The 15304-nt window shown below is 70.8% G+C and carries 13 protein-coding genes; 7 read left to right on the top strand and 6 right to left on the bottom strand.

Going from position 1 to position 15304, the window contains the following annotated elements; translation table 11 throughout:
• Window positions 1-741 carry an LON peptidase substrate-binding domain-containing protein gene (locus ACLZN2_RS12710; protein WP_416978522.1) on the top strand — a complete coding sequence of 247 codons (741 nt, stop codon included), beginning with the start codon at window positions 1-3 and terminating at the stop codon, window positions 739-741.
• A gap of 25 nt (window positions 742-766) precedes the next feature.
• Window positions 767-1270, top strand: a complete 504-nt coding sequence (gene ybaK, locus ACLZN2_RS12715; protein WP_416978523.1) for a Cys-tRNA(Pro) deacylase — start codon at window positions 767-769, stop codon at window positions 1268-1270.
• 312 nt (window positions 1271-1582) lie between these two features.
• Here ybaK and ACLZN2_RS12720 read toward each other — a convergent pair whose 3' ends face one another.
• The 4 genes from ACLZN2_RS12720 to ACLZN2_RS12735 form a co-directional block, all read right to left on the bottom strand.
• The gene (locus tag ACLZN2_RS12720) at window positions 1583-2269 is read right to left on the bottom strand and encodes a hypothetical protein (RefSeq protein ID WP_416978524.1); all 687 of its coding nucleotides are present in this window, start codon (window positions 2267-2269) and stop codon (window positions 1583-1585) included.
• A 34-nt stretch (window positions 2270-2303) separates the two neighbouring features.
• Window positions 2304-3125 (bottom strand): ABC transporter permease, encoded by an 822-nt coding sequence (locus tag ACLZN2_RS12725; protein ID WP_416978525.1) that lies wholly within the window; start codon window positions 3123-3125, stop codon window positions 2304-2306.
• Between the two features lie 121 nt (window positions 3126-3246).
• Window positions 3247-4221: an ABC transporter ATP-binding protein gene (locus ACLZN2_RS12730; RefSeq protein ID WP_416978817.1), complete on the bottom strand. Its 975-nt coding sequence runs from the start codon at window positions 4219-4221 to the stop codon at window positions 3247-3249.
• A gap of 106 nt (window positions 4222-4327) precedes the next feature.
• Window positions 4328-5551: an NYN domain-containing protein gene (locus ACLZN2_RS12735; RefSeq protein WP_416978526.1), complete on the bottom strand. Its 1224-nt coding sequence runs from the start codon at window positions 5549-5551 to the stop codon at window positions 4328-4330.
• 224 nt (window positions 5552-5775) lie between these two features.
• Between ACLZN2_RS12735 and ACLZN2_RS12740 the strand changes: the two genes are divergently transcribed.
• A complete protein-coding gene (locus tag ACLZN2_RS12740) occupies window positions 5776-5940 on the top strand; it encodes a hypothetical protein (RefSeq protein WP_416978527.1) in 165 nt (54 codons plus the stop codon).
• A 120-nt stretch (window positions 5941-6060) separates the two neighbouring features.
• Here ACLZN2_RS12740 and dnaE read toward each other — a convergent pair whose 3' ends face one another.
• A complete protein-coding gene (gene dnaE, locus ACLZN2_RS12745) occupies window positions 6061-9600 on the bottom strand; it encodes a DNA polymerase III subunit alpha (RefSeq protein WP_416978528.1) in 3540 nt (1179 codons plus the stop codon).
• A gap of 201 nt (window positions 9601-9801) precedes the next feature.
• Here dnaE and ACLZN2_RS12750 point away from each other — a divergent pair, with 201 nt between their 5' ends.
• The 4 genes from ACLZN2_RS12750 (at window position 9802) to ACLZN2_RS12765 (ending at window position 14691) form a co-directional block, all read left to right on the top strand.
• A complete protein-coding gene (locus ACLZN2_RS12750; protein WP_416978529.1) occupies window positions 9802-11151 on the top strand; it encodes a DUF2252 domain-containing protein in 1350 nt (449 codons plus the stop codon).
• Window positions 11152-11232: 81 nt separating this feature from the next.
• Window positions 11233-11934: a hypothetical protein gene (locus ACLZN2_RS12755; RefSeq protein WP_416978530.1), complete on the top strand. Its 702-nt coding sequence runs from the start codon at window positions 11233-11235 to the stop codon at window positions 11932-11934.
• Between the two features lie 162 nt (window positions 11935-12096).
• Window positions 12097-12909 carry a DsbA family protein gene (locus ACLZN2_RS12760; RefSeq protein ID WP_416978531.1) on the top strand — a complete coding sequence of 271 codons (813 nt, stop codon included), beginning with the start codon at window positions 12097-12099 and terminating at the stop codon, window positions 12907-12909.
• Window positions 12910-13008: 99 nt separating this feature from the next.
• Entirely contained in the window at window positions 13009-14691 is a 1683-nt protein-coding gene (locus ACLZN2_RS12765; protein ID WP_416978532.1) for an alkaline phosphatase D family protein, read from the top strand.
• Between the two features lie 22 nt (window positions 14692-14713).
• Here the strand turns inward: ACLZN2_RS12765 and ACLZN2_RS12770 are convergent, their stop codons facing one another.
• Window positions 14714-15283 (bottom strand): dienelactone hydrolase family protein, encoded by a 570-nt coding sequence (locus ACLZN2_RS12770; RefSeq protein WP_416978533.1) that lies wholly within the window; start codon window positions 15281-15283, stop codon window positions 14714-14716.
• Window positions 15284-15304 lie beyond the last annotated feature (21 nt).

Here is a 15304-nt window from a genome sequence, read left to right on the forward strand (position 1 = left end):
GTGACCACCGTCCGTCTGCCGCTCTTCCCCCTGAACTCGGTGTTGTTCCCGGGTCTGGTGCTCCCGTTGAACGTCTTCGAGGAGCGCTATCGCGCCATGATGCGCGAGCTGCTCAAGACCGCCGAGGACGAACCACGCCGGTTCGCCGTCGTCGCCATCCGCGACGGCCACGAGGTCGCGCCCACCGCGCCGGGCCTGCCCGACCAGACTGCGCTGCCCGAGCGCGGCCCGGCGGCCGGCTTCGGCGCGGATCCCCTCAGGGCGTTCCACGGCACCGGCTGCGTCGCCGACGCCGCGACGATCCGCGAGCGGGCCGACGGCACCTTCGAGGTCCTGGCGACGGGCACGACGCGGGTCCGCCTCCTGTCGGTGGACGCCTCTGGCCCCTTCCTCACGGCGGAGCTGGAAGCGCTCCCGGAGGACCCGGGGGACGAGGCGGGCGCCCTCGCGGAAGGCGTCCTGCGAGCCTTCCGCCAGTACCAGAAGCGCCTGGCGGGCGCCCGCGAACGCTCCCTCACCACCGGTGCGGACCTCCCCGACGACCCCGCGGTGGTGTCCTACCTGGTGGCCGCGGCGATGATGCTCGACACCCCGACGAAGCAGCGCCTCCTCCAGGCACCCGACACGGCGTCCCGGCTCCGCGACGAACTGAAACTCCTTCGCACGGAGACGGCGATCATCCGTAGCCTGCCCTCGCTGCCCGCGTCGGACCTGACGCGCGGCCCGACAAGTCTCAACTGAAGACACCCGAAGGCGCACGTAACCCATGGCGAAGAAGCCGAAGAAGCAGCAGCAGTCCGGCGGCACCCCCGCCACGGTGGCCCTCACCTCGGCGGGCGTGGACTTCACGGTCCACTCCTACGACCACGACCCGAGCCACCCGTCCTACGGCGAGGAGGCCGCGGAGGCGATGGGCGTGTCCCCCGACCGGGTCTTCAAAACGCTGGTGGCGGAGGTGGACGGCACCCTCACGGTCGCCGTGGTGCCGGTGGCCGGCTCCCTGGATCTCAAGGCCCTGGCCTCAGCGGTCGGCGGCAAACGCGCCGCCATGGCCGACCCCACCCTGGCCGAACGCACCACGGGCTACGTCCGAGGCGGCATCTCCCCCCTCGGTCAGCGCAAGAGACTCCCCACAGTCCTCGACGACTCGGCCACCGCCCACCCCACGATCTGCATCTCAGCAGGCCGCCGGGGCCTGGAGGTCGAACTCGCCCCGACCGACCTGGCCACCCTGACAGCGGCAGTCCTGGCCCCAATCGGCCGAGCCTGACGCCGCCCGAGCCCCTGGGGGCTCCCGCCCCCAGACCCCCGGCCTATGCCCACCCACCACCCGACTCGGTCGGAACAAAGGCACCCCACCCAGTCCATCCGGCGTCAGAAGACGAAGCAGTTTGCCGTCCCGATCCCCACCCACGCGTAGGGGGCGGCACCGATCAGAGCGGGCCCAGTTGATTCAGCCCGTCTGGGGGTGCCCCCTCTGGGGGAGCTTGAGGACGAGGCCCGTTCAGGGCCGATCGGGGGTTCAGGGGGCAGAGCCCCCTGGGGATGGGACGGGTAAGGGCGGCGGGGGCGAGAATCCGCGTTACGCGAGCGGCGCCCCGTAGGAGTCCTTGGGAACCGGCCCCTGCCCGTACGGATCGGGGTCCCGCGGCCCGAACAGCGCCGTGAGCCCCAGATGAACCAGCAACGCCGCGAACGACCACGCCAGCAACGCCCCCTTCGCCCCCAGCTTCAACGGCGCGGAGAACGTCACCCCCTTCCCCGCGGCCTTCGCCTGAGCGATCACATCCGACCCGGGCCCCAGCCACACCCCCAGCCGCCAGGCAAGCACCGACCCCAACAGCCCCCCGACCATCAGCGCCACCACCAACGGCACACCCCCACGCCGCCGCCACGCAAAGACACACCCCGCACTCACGGCCCCGAACCCCAGCGCCAGCAGCGTGAACGTCCCGTCCACCCCGACCGCCTGCTCCCCCTCGGTGTCCTTGAGGTAGACGACCCACGCCCCGTTCACCACATCACCGACCAGCGGCACGGAGGGCGCGAGCCACCTCCACAGCGCCCCGAGCAGCGCCCCGGCCACCGCGACCACCACCGTGACCACGGCGGCCTCGCGCAGTTCGGTCTTCATCCCGGGCCCGTCCTGTCCGTACGAGGCATCCTGCGGCGCGGCCGCCACCTCCACGTACCCTCCGGGCGGAGGCGGCCAGGCGCCCTGCGGCGACGGTTCGTGCGGCGGCGGAGGCGGAGTCAGCGGTGCGGTCACCCTGACATCGTGCCAGGCCCGTCCGTGCGGCGCGTCACCGGACGGCGGCCCGCCGGTACGCCCAGGTGGCGACGGCCAGCGAAACGACGCCCACACCGGCGCACACCGCGAGGTCCCCGAGCACCAGCGCCCAGTCCGGATCCGTCCCGAAGGTCCGCGCGAAGGCCTCGACGCCGTACGTCGACGGCAGCAGATCCCGGGCGAACCGCACGGCCTCCGGCATCCGGTCCGGCGGCAGGACCCCCAGCAGCAGCGCGGCGGACATGCCCAGCTGCCCCAGCACGGTGGCCAGCTCCGGCCGCGGCGCGAGCAGCCCGAACGCGGCGCCCAGCCCGGACAGCGCGGCCCCGGCCAGCGGAATCACGGCCGCCAGCACCCACAGATGCGTCAGCGGCAGCCCGAACAGCGCACACCCGAACACCGCGGTCACCAGGGTCCCCGGCACGGTGAACGAGGCGTACGCCCCCGCCGCACCCAGCACCACGGCCGCCGGCGGCACCGGCAGGGTGGCGTAGTGGTCCAGCCCGCCGCTCGCCCGCAGCTGCCCGAAGTACTGCGCCAGCAGGTTGAGCGCGACGAACGCGACGACGAGCACCGCCGACCCCGCGACGACCGCCTCGGCCTCGCTGCCCCCGTCGACGACGCCCCGCATCATGATCAGGATGCCGACCGACTGGAAGGTCGCCACGAACAGCAACGGGATCCGCGCCACCCGCGCACGCGAGAGCTGCGCCCGGTACACGGCCACGAGCGACGGCCACAGCCGCGCGCGCGGCCCCAGCTCGGCGGTCGCGCGGACCGTACCGGTGACGGCCCGGGCGCTGCCCGGCAGAACCTCGGCGGGTACGACACTCACGTGGCGCTGCTCCTCTTCCCTGCGGCTCTCACACCGACCCCTACGGACCACCATGGAGACCCTGGGGACCATGGAGACACGGGGGACCATACGGACCGGGGGCTCACCCTGCTCATATCGCTCACGCCCGCACCAGCCCCTGCCGCGCGGCCCCGCCCAGCGCCAGGTACACGTCCTCCAGGCTGGGCGTGGCCAGGGTGAAGTCGTCCAGGGCGGCGAAGGCGGCCCCGCCGGTGACGGTGGCGACGATGGCGCGGGCCTCGTCGGGGGCGAGCCTCAGTGTCCAGCGGCGCCCGGACTCCACGGCGCGCTCGCGCAGCGCGGCGACCTCGGGCACCTCCAGCGGCGCCCGCTCCCGCCACACCAGCTCGACCCGGACCTCGCCGGCGACCTGCTCCTTGAGCCCGGTGGGGGTGTCGCAGGCGATGACCCGGCCCCGGTCCAGGACGGCGACCCGGTCGAGGACGGTCTCGGCCTCGATGACGTTGTGGGTGACCAGCAGGACGGTGGTGCCGCGCTCGGCGCGTCGCCGGTCCACGGCCGACCACACGGCGCGCCGGGCGACCGGGTCCATGCCGGTGGTCGGCTCGTCCAGCACCAGCAGTGGCCGCTCCCCCACCAGCGCGGCCGCGAAGCAGGCCAGCCGCCGCTGTCCGCCGGACAGTTTGCGCAGCGGGCGTCCGGCGATCGGGGTGAGTGCCAGCTCGTCGAGGACGGTGTCCCGTTCCTGCCGGGCCTGCCGTGCGTCGAGGCCGCGCAGCCGTCCGGTGGTCTCGGCGGCGAGGGAGACGGTGAGCTCGTCGAGGGCGGTGGACTCCTGGCCGAGGTAGGCGAGGATCCGCGCGGCGCGTTCGGGGTGGCGCACGATGTCGTGGCCGAGGATCTCCACGGTGCCCGCGTCGGGCCGCATGAGCCCGGTCAGCTGCCGTACGAGGGTGGACTTGCCTGCGCCGTTCGGCCCGAGCAGCCCGAAGATCTCACCGCGGCGGATGTCCAGCTCCACCGCGTCGGTGGCCCGTACCTCGGGGGTCGCCGGGGCGCCGCGCCGGCCGCGTACCGCCCGATAGGTCTTGGTCAGTCCGCGCACGGCACACACGACCTCGTCCGGGTGCCGGATGGCCGATGCCGCGCGCGTACTCACAAGGGACGAGCCTACGGGGTCGGGAGCCTCCGCTCGTCCTTGGGGCCGCTCTCGGGGGCCGTCAGTCCCCGGCGGGCGCGTGCTCGGCGGCGGTCCGGACGTCGACCTCGCGCCAGAAGCCCGCCCGGATGGCGTAGCGGTCGTGCTCGTCGATCTGGTCGTCCTTGTGCGCGAGGAGTCCGAAGCGGGCCGCGTACCGGAGCAGCTCACCGTCGATGCGGTGCGGGATCCGCGGGTACATGCCCGACAGCTTCTGCAGATGGTTCTGGTCGCCGAGGCGGCCCATCCAGCGGCGGGCGAAGACCTGTCCCACCTCGTACGGGTCTCCGCCGACGGTGGTGATGTCCTCCTCGCGGTCGGCCCACCGCTGTTCGGCCGTGGTCAGCTGGGCGAGCGTCGGCATGGAGGCGGCCTCGGCGGGCTCGGCGGCGACACCGCCGGGCCGGTCCACCCAGCCCTTGTCGGAGGACCAGCGCAGGGTCGCGGTGGAGGGGTGCGGGGCGGAGTGGGGGCCGGGTGCGCGCAGGGCGGCCAGGTCCTTGGGGGTGGGGACGCCCTTGGTCGCGGGGACGCGCTCCTGGGTGCCGGCGCGGTCGGCGGCGTCCGCTCCGGCATGCTCGGGCTCCTCGGCGGGGCGCTCGGCGGCGGGGGCGAGGCCCGTGACGGGCAGCGGCGCGGAGAGGATCGCGGCGATCTCGGGCCGGGGCGCGGGCGGCGGCGCGCACACCCCGCCGAGCTCCTTCGCGCGTACGGCCTTGGTGATCCACGTACGGTCCAGGACGCGCCGTTCGTCGGCCTCGGCGACGAGGTCCTCGGACTGGTTGTAGTCGCCGTCGGCGGCCTGGACGGCCCAGAGGTGGACGGCGACGCCGTGTTCCTTGGCGGCCATCATGCCCGGCAGCAGATCGCCGTCGCCGGTGACGAGGACGACGTCGGAGCAGGCGCGGTTGCGGGCCAGCTCGGTCAGTTCGGCGTGCATGGCGGCGTCGACGCCCTTCTGGGCCCAGCGTCCGTCGCTGCGGGTCAGGGCGCCGAGCCGGACGGTGACCCGGGGCATCACGCGCAGCCTGCGGTGCTCCGGCTGGGGGACGCGGTCGGGGGCGCCGTCGAACCAGTAGATGCGCAGCAGGGGCCGCTCGGTGTCGGACTCGGCCTGTTCACGCAGGCCCTGGACGAGGGCGGAGTGATCGACGGTGATGCGGGACCGCGAGGGCTCTCCGGCGAGGAGGCTCGCGGCGGCCCCCAGCAGATACCCGGCGTCCACCAGGACGATGCAGCGGTCCACACGACTCACCCTCTTCCCGGGAGGTTTGCTTCGGGCTTCCTTCGAGTCTGCCCGACCGTGCGGGGGTTAACGGCCCGAACTCGATCTTCGGCGTGGCGTTTCGAGCCGATGCGCTCCGAGAAGCCCTGTCACGGACGGTAATTATCCGAAATGCGCCTTAAGTCAGCCTATGTGAATCTGGTCGCGGCCCTGGTCCCTACATCCCCCGCAGGAGGCAGATCCCCATGGCCAAGAACAAGAAGCAGGACCGTAAACAGCCGCAGTCCGAGCGCAGTCAGCAGCAGGCCCAGCAGTCCTCGATGCAGGATCAGGCCGAGCAGCGGATCTCCCAGGCGACCCCGGCGGACGTCGCCCGCAAGGGCCGGCAGAAGCGGTTCGGGCACAACTGACATCCGCGCAGTGGGCTGTTGCAGCCCAGGCACACCGAAGGGCGCGTCCATGATCGGACGCGCCCCTCGCGCTTCGGTCCGCGCCAGGGCTCAGCCCGCCAGGGCTCAGCCCACCAGGCCTCAGCCCGCCAGGCAGGACGGGCCGAGCAGCACCTTGAGATCGCCGAACAGCGCCGGATCGGGCTTGACCCGGTGCCGGTCCAGGCGCAGGACGGTCGTCCTGGTCGGGCCCTGGAGCTTGATCCGGACCTCGCTGTCACCCTTGTGGTGGGTGAGGATCTCGTTGAGGCGGCTGACCATCGGCGGGGTGACCCGAGTGGCCGGGATGGTGAGGATCACCGGCGCGTTGGTGCCCGCGTTGGACAGGTCGGGGACCTGGAGCTCCATCGCGACGAGCCGCGGCACGTCCTCGCGCTTGTCGAGGCGGCCCTTGACGAAGACGACGGCGTCCTCGACGAGTTGGGTCGACACCAGCTGGTAGGTCGCCGGGAAGAACATGCACTCGATGGAGCCCGCGAGGTCCTCCACGGTGGCGATGGCCCAGGCGTTGCCCTGCTTGGTCATCTTGCGCTGCAGGCCGGAGATGATGCCGCCGATGGTGACGACCGCGCCGTCGGCGTGCTCACCTCCGGTGAGCTGGGCGATGCCCGCGTCCGCCTTGTCGGACAGCACGTGCTCCAGGCCGAACAGCGGGTGGTCGGAGACGTAGAGACCGAGCATCTCCCGCTCCTGGGCGAGCAGATAGGTCTTGTCCCACTCGTCCTCGGTGAACTGCACGTCGAGGCCGAAGCCGGGCTCGCTGGTCTCCTCCTCGCCCATGCCGCCGAAGAGGTCGAACTGGCCCTCGGCCTCCTTGCGCTTGACCGCGACCACGTTGTCGATCATGGGCTCGAACTGGGCGGTGAGGCCCTTGCGGGTGTGCCCGAGCGTGTCGAACGCGCCCGCCTTGATCAGCGATTCCGTGGTGCGCTTGTTGCAGGCGATGGCCTCGACCTTGTCGAGGTAGTCGGGGAAGGAGCCGTACTTCCCCTTCGCCTTGCGGCTCTTGATGATCGAGTCGACCACGTTGGTGCCGACGTTGCGGACGGCCTCCAGGCCGAACAGGATCACGTCGTCACCCTGGGCGGCGAAGTTGTGCACCGACTCGTTGACGTTCGGCGGGAGCACCTTGATGCCCATACGGCGGCACTCGTTGAGGTAGATCGCCGACTTGTCCTTGTCGTCCTTGACGGACGTCAGCAGCGCGGCCATGTACTCGGCCGGGTAGTTCGCCTTCAGGTAGGCGGTCCAGTACGAGACCAGTCCGTACGCGGCGGAGTGGGCCTTGTTGAAGGCGTAGCCGGCGAACGGGACCAGGACGTCCCACAGGGCCTGGATGGCCTCGTCGCTGTAGCCGTTCTTCTGGGCGCCGGCCTGGAAGATGGTGAAGTTCTTCGCCAGTTCCTCGGGCTTCTTCTTGCCCATCACGCGGCGGAGGATGTCGGCCTCGCCGAGCGAGTAGCCGGCGATGATCTGGGCGGCCTTCTGCACCTGCTCCTGGTAGACGATCAGGCCGTAGGTGACGGCCAGGACCTCCTCGAGCGGCTCCTCCAACTCCTTGTGGATCGGGGTGATCTCCTGGAGCTTGTTCTTGCGCAGCGCGTAGTTCGTGTGCGAGTCCATGCCCATCGGGCCGGGGCGGTAGAGCGCCGACACGGCGGAGATGTCCTCGAAGTTGTCGGGCTTCATCAGGCGCAGCAGTGAGCGCATGGGGCCGCCGTCGAACTGGAAGACGCCGAGGGTGTCGCCGCGCTGGAGCAGTTCGAAGGTCGTCGGGTCGTCGAGCGGCAGGGCGAGGAGGTCGATGTCGACGCCCTTGTTGGACTTCACCATCTTGACGGCGTCGTCCATGATCGTGAGGTTGCGCAGGCCGAGGAAGTCCATCTTCAGCAGGCCGAGCGACTCACAGCTCGGGTAGTCCCACTGGGTGATGGTCACGCCGTCGGTGTGCCGCACCCAGACGGGGACGTGCTCGGTGATGGTCTCGCTGGACATGATCACGCCGGCGGCGTGCACGCCCATCTGCCGGACCAGGCCCTCGACGCCCTTGGCGGTGTCGATGACCTTCTTCACGTCCGGCTCGTTCTCGTACATCGCGCGGACCTCGCCCGCCTCGCTGTAGCGGGGGTGCGAGGCGTCGGTGATGCCGTTGAGGTCGATGCCCTTGCCGAGGACGTCGGCGGGCATGGCCTTGGTGATGCGGTCGCCCATCGCGTACGGGTAGCCCAGCACGCGCGCGGAGTCCTTGATGGCGTTCTTGGCCTTGATCTTGCCGTACGTGCCGATCATGGCGACCTTGTCGGCGCCGTATTTCTCGGTCACGTACCTGATCACCTCGACGCGCCGACGCTCGTCGAAGTCGATGTCGACATCGGGCATCGAGATGCGCTCGGGGTTGAGGAACCGCTCGAAGATCAGACCGTGCGGGATGGGGTCGAGGTCGGTGATGCCCATGGCGTACGCGACGATCGAGCCGGCCGCGGAGCCTCGGCCGGGGCCGACGGCGATGCCCTGCTTCTTGGCCCACATGATGAAGTCGGCGACGACGAGGAAGTACCCGGGGAAGCCCATCGAGATGATGGTGTCCATCTCGTACTCGACCTGCTTCATGCGGTCGTCCGGGATGCCCTCGGGGAAGCGGCGGTGCATGCCGCGCATGGTCTCCTCGCGGAACCAGGTGACCTCGGTGTAGCCGTCGGGGATGTCGAACTTCGGCATGAGGTTGCGGGCCTCGAACATGCCGTCGGTGTCGATCTGCTCGGCGACCAGGAGCGTGTTGGCGCAGCCCTCCTGCCAGGCGTCCGAGGAGTCGATGGCGTACATCTCGTCCGTGGACTTCAGGTAGTAGCCCGTGCCGTCGAACTTGAAGCGGTCGGGGTCGGAGAGGTTCTTGCCGGTCTGGATGCACAGCAGCGCGTCGTGCGCGGTCGCCTCGTGCGCGTACGTGTAGTGCGAGTCGTTCGTCACGAGCGGCGGGATGCCGAGCTTCTTGCCGATCTCCAGCAGTCCGTCGCGGACCCGGTGCTCGATGTCGATGCCGTGGTCCATCAGCTCCAGGAAGTAGCGGTCCTTGCCGAAGATGTCCTGGTAGTCGGCGGCCGCCTTCAGTGCCTCGTCGTACTGGCCGAGGCGCAGCCGGGTCTGGAGCTCGCCGGAGGGGCAGCCGGTGGAGGCGATGAGCCCCTCGGACCACTGGGCGATGGTCTCCTTGTCCATGCGCGGCCACTTCTGCAGCCAGCCCTCGGCGTACGCGTCGGAGGAGAGACGGAAAAGGTTGTGCAGGCCCGTCGCGTTCGCCGCCCAGATCGTCTTGTGGGTGTAACCGCCGGAACCCGAGACGTCGTCCCGCTTCTGGTGCGGCTGGCCCCACTGGATCTTGCGCTTGTTGCGCCGCGACTCGGGCGCGACATACGCCTCGATCCCGATGATCGGGGTGATCCCGGCCTTCTTCGCGGAGTGGAAGAAGTCGTACGCCCCGTGGAGGTTGCCGTGGTCGGACATGGCGATGTGGGTCATGCCCATCTCGTTGCACGCGTTGAACATGTCCTTCAGCCGCGCGGCACCGTCCAGCAGCGAGTACTGGGTGTGGACGTGCAGGTGCGTGAACGGCGGCTTCGACACGGCGTGGCCTCCAAGGGAAACACTCGACGACGGGCGGGCGGACAGTCCGGGGGTCAGCGTCGAAGTCTATGCCTCGCCACTGACACCGGGGCCGCATCCCCGCGTACCTTCACACCGGGGCCGCGGGCACTTTCGCACGGCCCCGCCCGTTGGAGTCGACAGAAACGCTGTCGTACACATATGCACCAGGAGGCACCCGCGATGTCGGTCCCGCAGCTCAACGACGAGCAACGCGGCGAGGAGATCCTCGCCGTCTTCGACACCGCGTTCGGCGAGCTCCTGGCCGCCGACCCGGCCGCGTTCCGGGTGAAGTTCCGCAAGATGGCGGCCTCGGCGTTCGCGTTCTACAGGGGCACGGCGGCGCTCTTCTACCACGACCTGGACCAGGAGAACGCCGGGCGGGGTGGCGGGAGGACATACAGCGGACCGTTCCTGGACGACCGCACCTCGCGCGTGTGGATCCACGGTGACCTGCACGCGGAGAACTTCGGCACGTACATGGACTCCACGGGCCGGCTGATCTTCAACGTCAACGACTTCGACGAGGCCTACGTAGGCCCCTTCACCTGGGACCTCAAGCGTTTCTCCGCCTCGATCGCCCTCATCGGGTACGCGAAGGCGCTCGGCGACGACCAGATCACCGAGCTGGTGCGGGTGTACGCGGGCGCGTACCGCGAGCGGATGCGCGCGCTGGCCACCGGCGCCAAGAGCGACGAGGTGCCGCCGTTCACCCTGGACACCGCCGAGGGCCCGCTCCTGGACGCCCTGCGGGACGCCCGCTCCCTCACCCGCTTCGGGCTGCTGGACTCCATGACGGAGATCCGTGACTTCGAGCGCCGCTTCGCGCCCGGCGGCGGCTCCATCGAGCTGGACGCGGCCACCCGCTACAAGGTCCTCGCGGCCTTCGACGGCTATCTGGAGACCCTGCCGGAGACCTCCCTGGCCCGCCCGGACTCCTACCGGGTGAAGGATGTCGTCGGGCGGCGCGGCATCGGTATCGGCTCGGCCGGTCTGCCGTCGTACAACATCCTTCTCGAGGGCCACAGCGACGCCCTGGAGAACGACGTCGTGATCTACGTCAAGCAGGCCCAGACCCCGGCCGTCTCCCGGCACGTCACCGACCCGGCGATCCGTGACTACTTCCAGCATGAGGGCCACCGCACGGTGATCTCCCAGCGCGCCCTGCAGCAGCACGCCGACCCGTGGCTGGGCTGGACCGAGCTGGACGGCGCGGGCCAGCTCGTCGCCGAGGTCTCGCCGTACGCCGTCGACCTGGACTGGGGCGACATCGACGACCTGGAGGAGATCGCGGGCGTCGTGGCCGACCTGGGCCGGGCCACGGCCACCATGCACGCGTCGGCGGACGACACCTCCGGCGAGTCCCTGGTGCCGTTCTCCACGGAGCGGGCCATCGACGCGGCCATCGCCGCCGACGAGGAGAGCTTCGCACCGCTTCTGGTGGACTTCGCGCACGGCTACGGCGCCCGCGCGCGTGCGGACCACCAGATCTTCGTCGACCTGTTCCGCAACGGCCGGATCCCCGGTCTCTGACAACAGGTGGCTAACAGTCGGGCTTCTCACAGGGACCTTTTAGGGGTCTCTTACGGGAGCGCGTGACACACTTCCTGCGCAATGGACATATCCGGGACCCGACTCAGAGCCGTACGCGCGGCGCTGTTCACGGCGGTCGTCGTGACGCTCAGCACCGCGTCGCACGTCCTGCTGTCCCGGGCCCCGCTGCCGTTCAACACGGTGGCCGCCGTCGCGGCCGCCGTGTTCGTCCTCGCGTACGCCCTCGCGGGCCGCGAGTGCGGCTTCGGGCGGATCGCGGCCCTGCTGATCCCGCTGGAACTGGCCGCCGACACGATCTTCACCACCGGCCAGCACGTCTGCTACGGCCGGGCCGGCGGCCCGGTCGCAGGTCCCCTGGCCGCGGTCGGCTGGGACGTCCTGTGCGGCAACGGCAGCCGGGTCGGCATCCCGCTGGCCCAAGTCACCGGCACCGACCCGGACCGGCTCGGCGGCCTGTTGGCCCACTCCGACCCGGTCACCGCCTGGCTGCTGCTCGCCGCGCACCTCGCCGTCGGCCTGATCGCGGCCGCCTGGCTGCGCCGGGGCGAGCGGGCGCTGGCCCAGTTGCTGCGGGCGGCCGGCGCGACCACGTTCCGGCCCCTGCTGCTCGCGGTCCGTGCCGTGACCGTACGACGCGCCCCGGCGGTCCGCCGCCTGCCGCGGCCCGCGCACCGTACGGCCACCGCCCGTGACCTGATCCTCGTGCACTGTCCGGGCCGGCGCGGACCACCGCGCCCGGCCGCCCTCGCCCTCGCCGCCTGAGCGGCACGGGCCGGCGACACCGTCCGCGCGGCACCGCCCGCACCGGACGACCGGACACGAGATCGCCGAATGCGAGATCGCCGACACCGGATCACCGAGCACGAGCAGTCCCTCACACATATCCGCGCACGAGCGTGCGCGTCCTCGATGGAGAACACCGACATGAGCAAGCGGAACACCCAGGCGGCGAAGACGGCGGCCCGGGAGCGGCTGCGCATCGAGCGCGAGAAGCAGGCCAAGCGGGCCAAGGCCAAGCGGCAGATCATCGTCGCCGCCTCGGCGATCGGCGTGCTGGCCGCGGCCGGCGGCATAGGCTACGCCGTCGTCCAGGCCAACCAGCCCGGCTACTGGGACGAGGCCAAGACCGCCAAGCTGGTCAAGCCGGCCAACACCAGCGGCAAGAACGGCACGACCGTCGTCCTCGGCAAGGAGAGCGCCAAGAAGACCCTCGTGATGTACGAGGACCCGCGCTGCCCGGTCTGCGCCACGTTCGAGCAGACCGTCGGCGCGACGGTGAAGAAGGACTACGACGACGGCAAGTTCAAGATCCAGTACGTCGGCGCCACCTTCCTCGACCGCAGCCTGACCGGCGAGGGCTCCAAGAACGCCCTGAGCGCCCTCGGCGCCGCGCTGAACGTCAGCCCCGAGGCGTTCCTCGAGTACAAGACCGCCCTGTACTCGGCGAAGTACCACCCCGAGGAGAGCGACGACAAGTTCAAGGACGACTCCTACCTGATCAAGGTCGCGGACACCGTCAAGGAACTGAAGGGCAACACCGAGTTCCAGAACGCGGTGAAGGACGGCACCTATGACCGGTGGGCGCTGGAGATGTCGAAGACCTTCGACAGCAGCGGCGTCACGGGCACCCCGACCCTGAAGATGGACGACAAGACGCTGACCGGTTCGGACGGGCAGAACGCCCCGATGACGGTCGCCGACTTCAACACGGCGATCGAGGCGGCCCTGAAGGCCTGACCCGGCCACGTTCTCCGAGTCCGACACGTAGGGGAAGAGCGGGCGAACATTTCACGTTCGCCCACTCTTTCGTCGTACTGGTCAGTAATCTCATCGCCCGTGACCAGTCGACACAGATCACCCGAGAGCGCCGACACCCCGTCAGAGCGCGCCAACTCGCTGTCCCCGCGCCGCCGTACGGTCGTCAAGGCCGCGGCGGCGACGGCTGTTCTGGCCGGACCGCTCGCCGCGGCGATGCCCGCCCGCGCGGCCGCCGAGGCCCCCGCCTTCCTGCACGGTCTCGCCTCCGGCGACCCGCTGTCCGACGGCGTCCTGCTGTGGACGCGGGTGACGCCCACCGCCGAGGCGGTGCCGGGCTCCGGGCTCGGCCCGGACACCGAGGTCAGCTGGGTCGTCGCCACCGACAAGGCACTGACGAACGTCGTCAGCCGGGGCTCCCTCACCGCGACCGCCGCCTCCGACCACACCGTCAAGGCGGACGTCCGCGGCCTCGCCCCGGCCACCGACTACTGGTTCCGCTTCTCGGCGGGCGGCACGGACTCCCCGGTGGCGCGCACCCGCACCGCGCCGGCGGCGGACGCGACCGTGAGCGGCCTGCGCTTCGGCGTGGTGTCCTGCGCCAACTGGGAAGCCGGCTACTTCTCCTCGTACCGCCATCTCGCGGCCCGCGGCGACCTGGACGCCTGGCTGCACCTCGGCGACTACATCTACGAGTACGGCACCGGCGAGTACGGCGCGCGCGGCACCGTCGTACGGCAGACCTCGCCGACGCACGAGATCCTCACGCTCGCCGACTACCGCACCCGGCACGGCAAGTACAAGACGGACCCCGATCTGCAGGCCCTGCACGCGAAGGCGCCGGTCGTAGCGATCTGGGACGACCACGAGATCGCCAACGACACCTGGTCGGGCGGCGCCGAGAACCACACCGAGGGCACCGAGGGCACCTGGACGGCCCGTCAGGCGGCCGCCAAGCAGGCCTACTTCGAGTGGATGCCGGTCCGGCCCGCCATCGCCGGCACCACCTACCGCCGGCTGCGCTTCGGCAAGCTGGCCGACCTCTCCCTGCTCGATCTGCGGTCCTTCCGCTCGCAGCAGGTCTCGGTCGGCAACGGCTCGGTCGACGACCCGGACCGCACCCTCACCGGCCGCGCCCAGCTCGACTGGCTGAAGGCCGGGCTGAAGGCGTCCGACACCACCTGGCGGCTGGTCGGCAACTCGGTGATGATCTCGCCTTTCGCCATCGGCTCCCTCTCCGCCGATCTGTTCAAGCCGCTCGCCAAGCTGCTCGGCCTGCCCCAGGAGGGCCTGGCCCTCAACACCGACCAGTGGGACGGCTACACCGACGACCGCCGTGAACTGCTGGCGCACCTGCGCTCCCACGCCATCGGCAACACCGTCTTCCTGACCGGTGACATCCACATGGCGTGGGCCAACGACGTGCCCGTGGACGCGGGGACCTACCCGCTGTCGGCCTCGGCCGCCACCGAGTTCGTGGTCACCTCGGTGACCTCCGACAACCTCGACGACATCGTCAAGGTCCCGGAGGGCACGCTCACCGCGATCGCCTCGCCAATCATCCGGGCCGCCAACCGGCACGTCCACTTCGTCGACACCGACCGTCACGGCTACGGCGTCCTGGACATCACCGCCGACCGCGCGCAGATGGACTACTACGTCCTGTCCGACCGCACCAGCACCACCGCGACCTCCTCCTGGTCCCGTTCGTACCGCACGCGCAGCGGAACGCAGAAGGTGGAGCGCACGTACGACCCGGTCTGAGCCGGCCGGCCCTCGGGTCCGGCTAGAGCGTGTCGAGGAAGCCGAGCGCCACCCTCCAGGTGGCCTCGGCGGCCTCCTCGTCCCAGTCCGGCAGGTCGGGGTCGGTGTACAGGTGCCCGGCGCCCGCGTACCGGTAGATCTCGACGTCGGCGCCCGCCCGGCCCATCTGGAGGTACCAGGCGCTCAGCCAGTCGTCGGTCTCGAACGGGTCCGGCTCCGCCACGTGCAGCTGGACCGGCAGCTCGTCGACCGAGACGTTCGGCGCCAGGTCCGAGGTGCCGTGCAGGAGCAGCAGGCCGCGCGCCTTGTCGTCGCCGAGGGCGAGAGTCTGCGCGATCGCCGCGCCCAGCGAGAACCCGGCGTACACCAGCCCTCTCTCCGAGTAGGGCGCGGCGGCCAGGACGGCTCTCTTCAGCAGCTCGTCCTTGCCGATCTCCTCCCGGTAGTCCCTGGCCTCCTCCACCGTCTCGAACGTGCGTCCCTCGAAGAGGTCGGGGGTCCACACCTCGTGCCCGGCGGCCCGCAGCCGGTCGGCCGCCGCGCGCACGGCCGGGCGCAGTCCGTAGGTCGAGTGAAAGAGCATGATGTTCATGTGCCCATGGTGCCAGTCGGC

Origin of the sequence: Streptomyces sp. T028, assembly GCF_048159505.1 — a bacterium.
GTDB lineage: Bacteria > Actinomycetota > Actinomycetes > Streptomycetales > Streptomycetaceae > Streptomyces.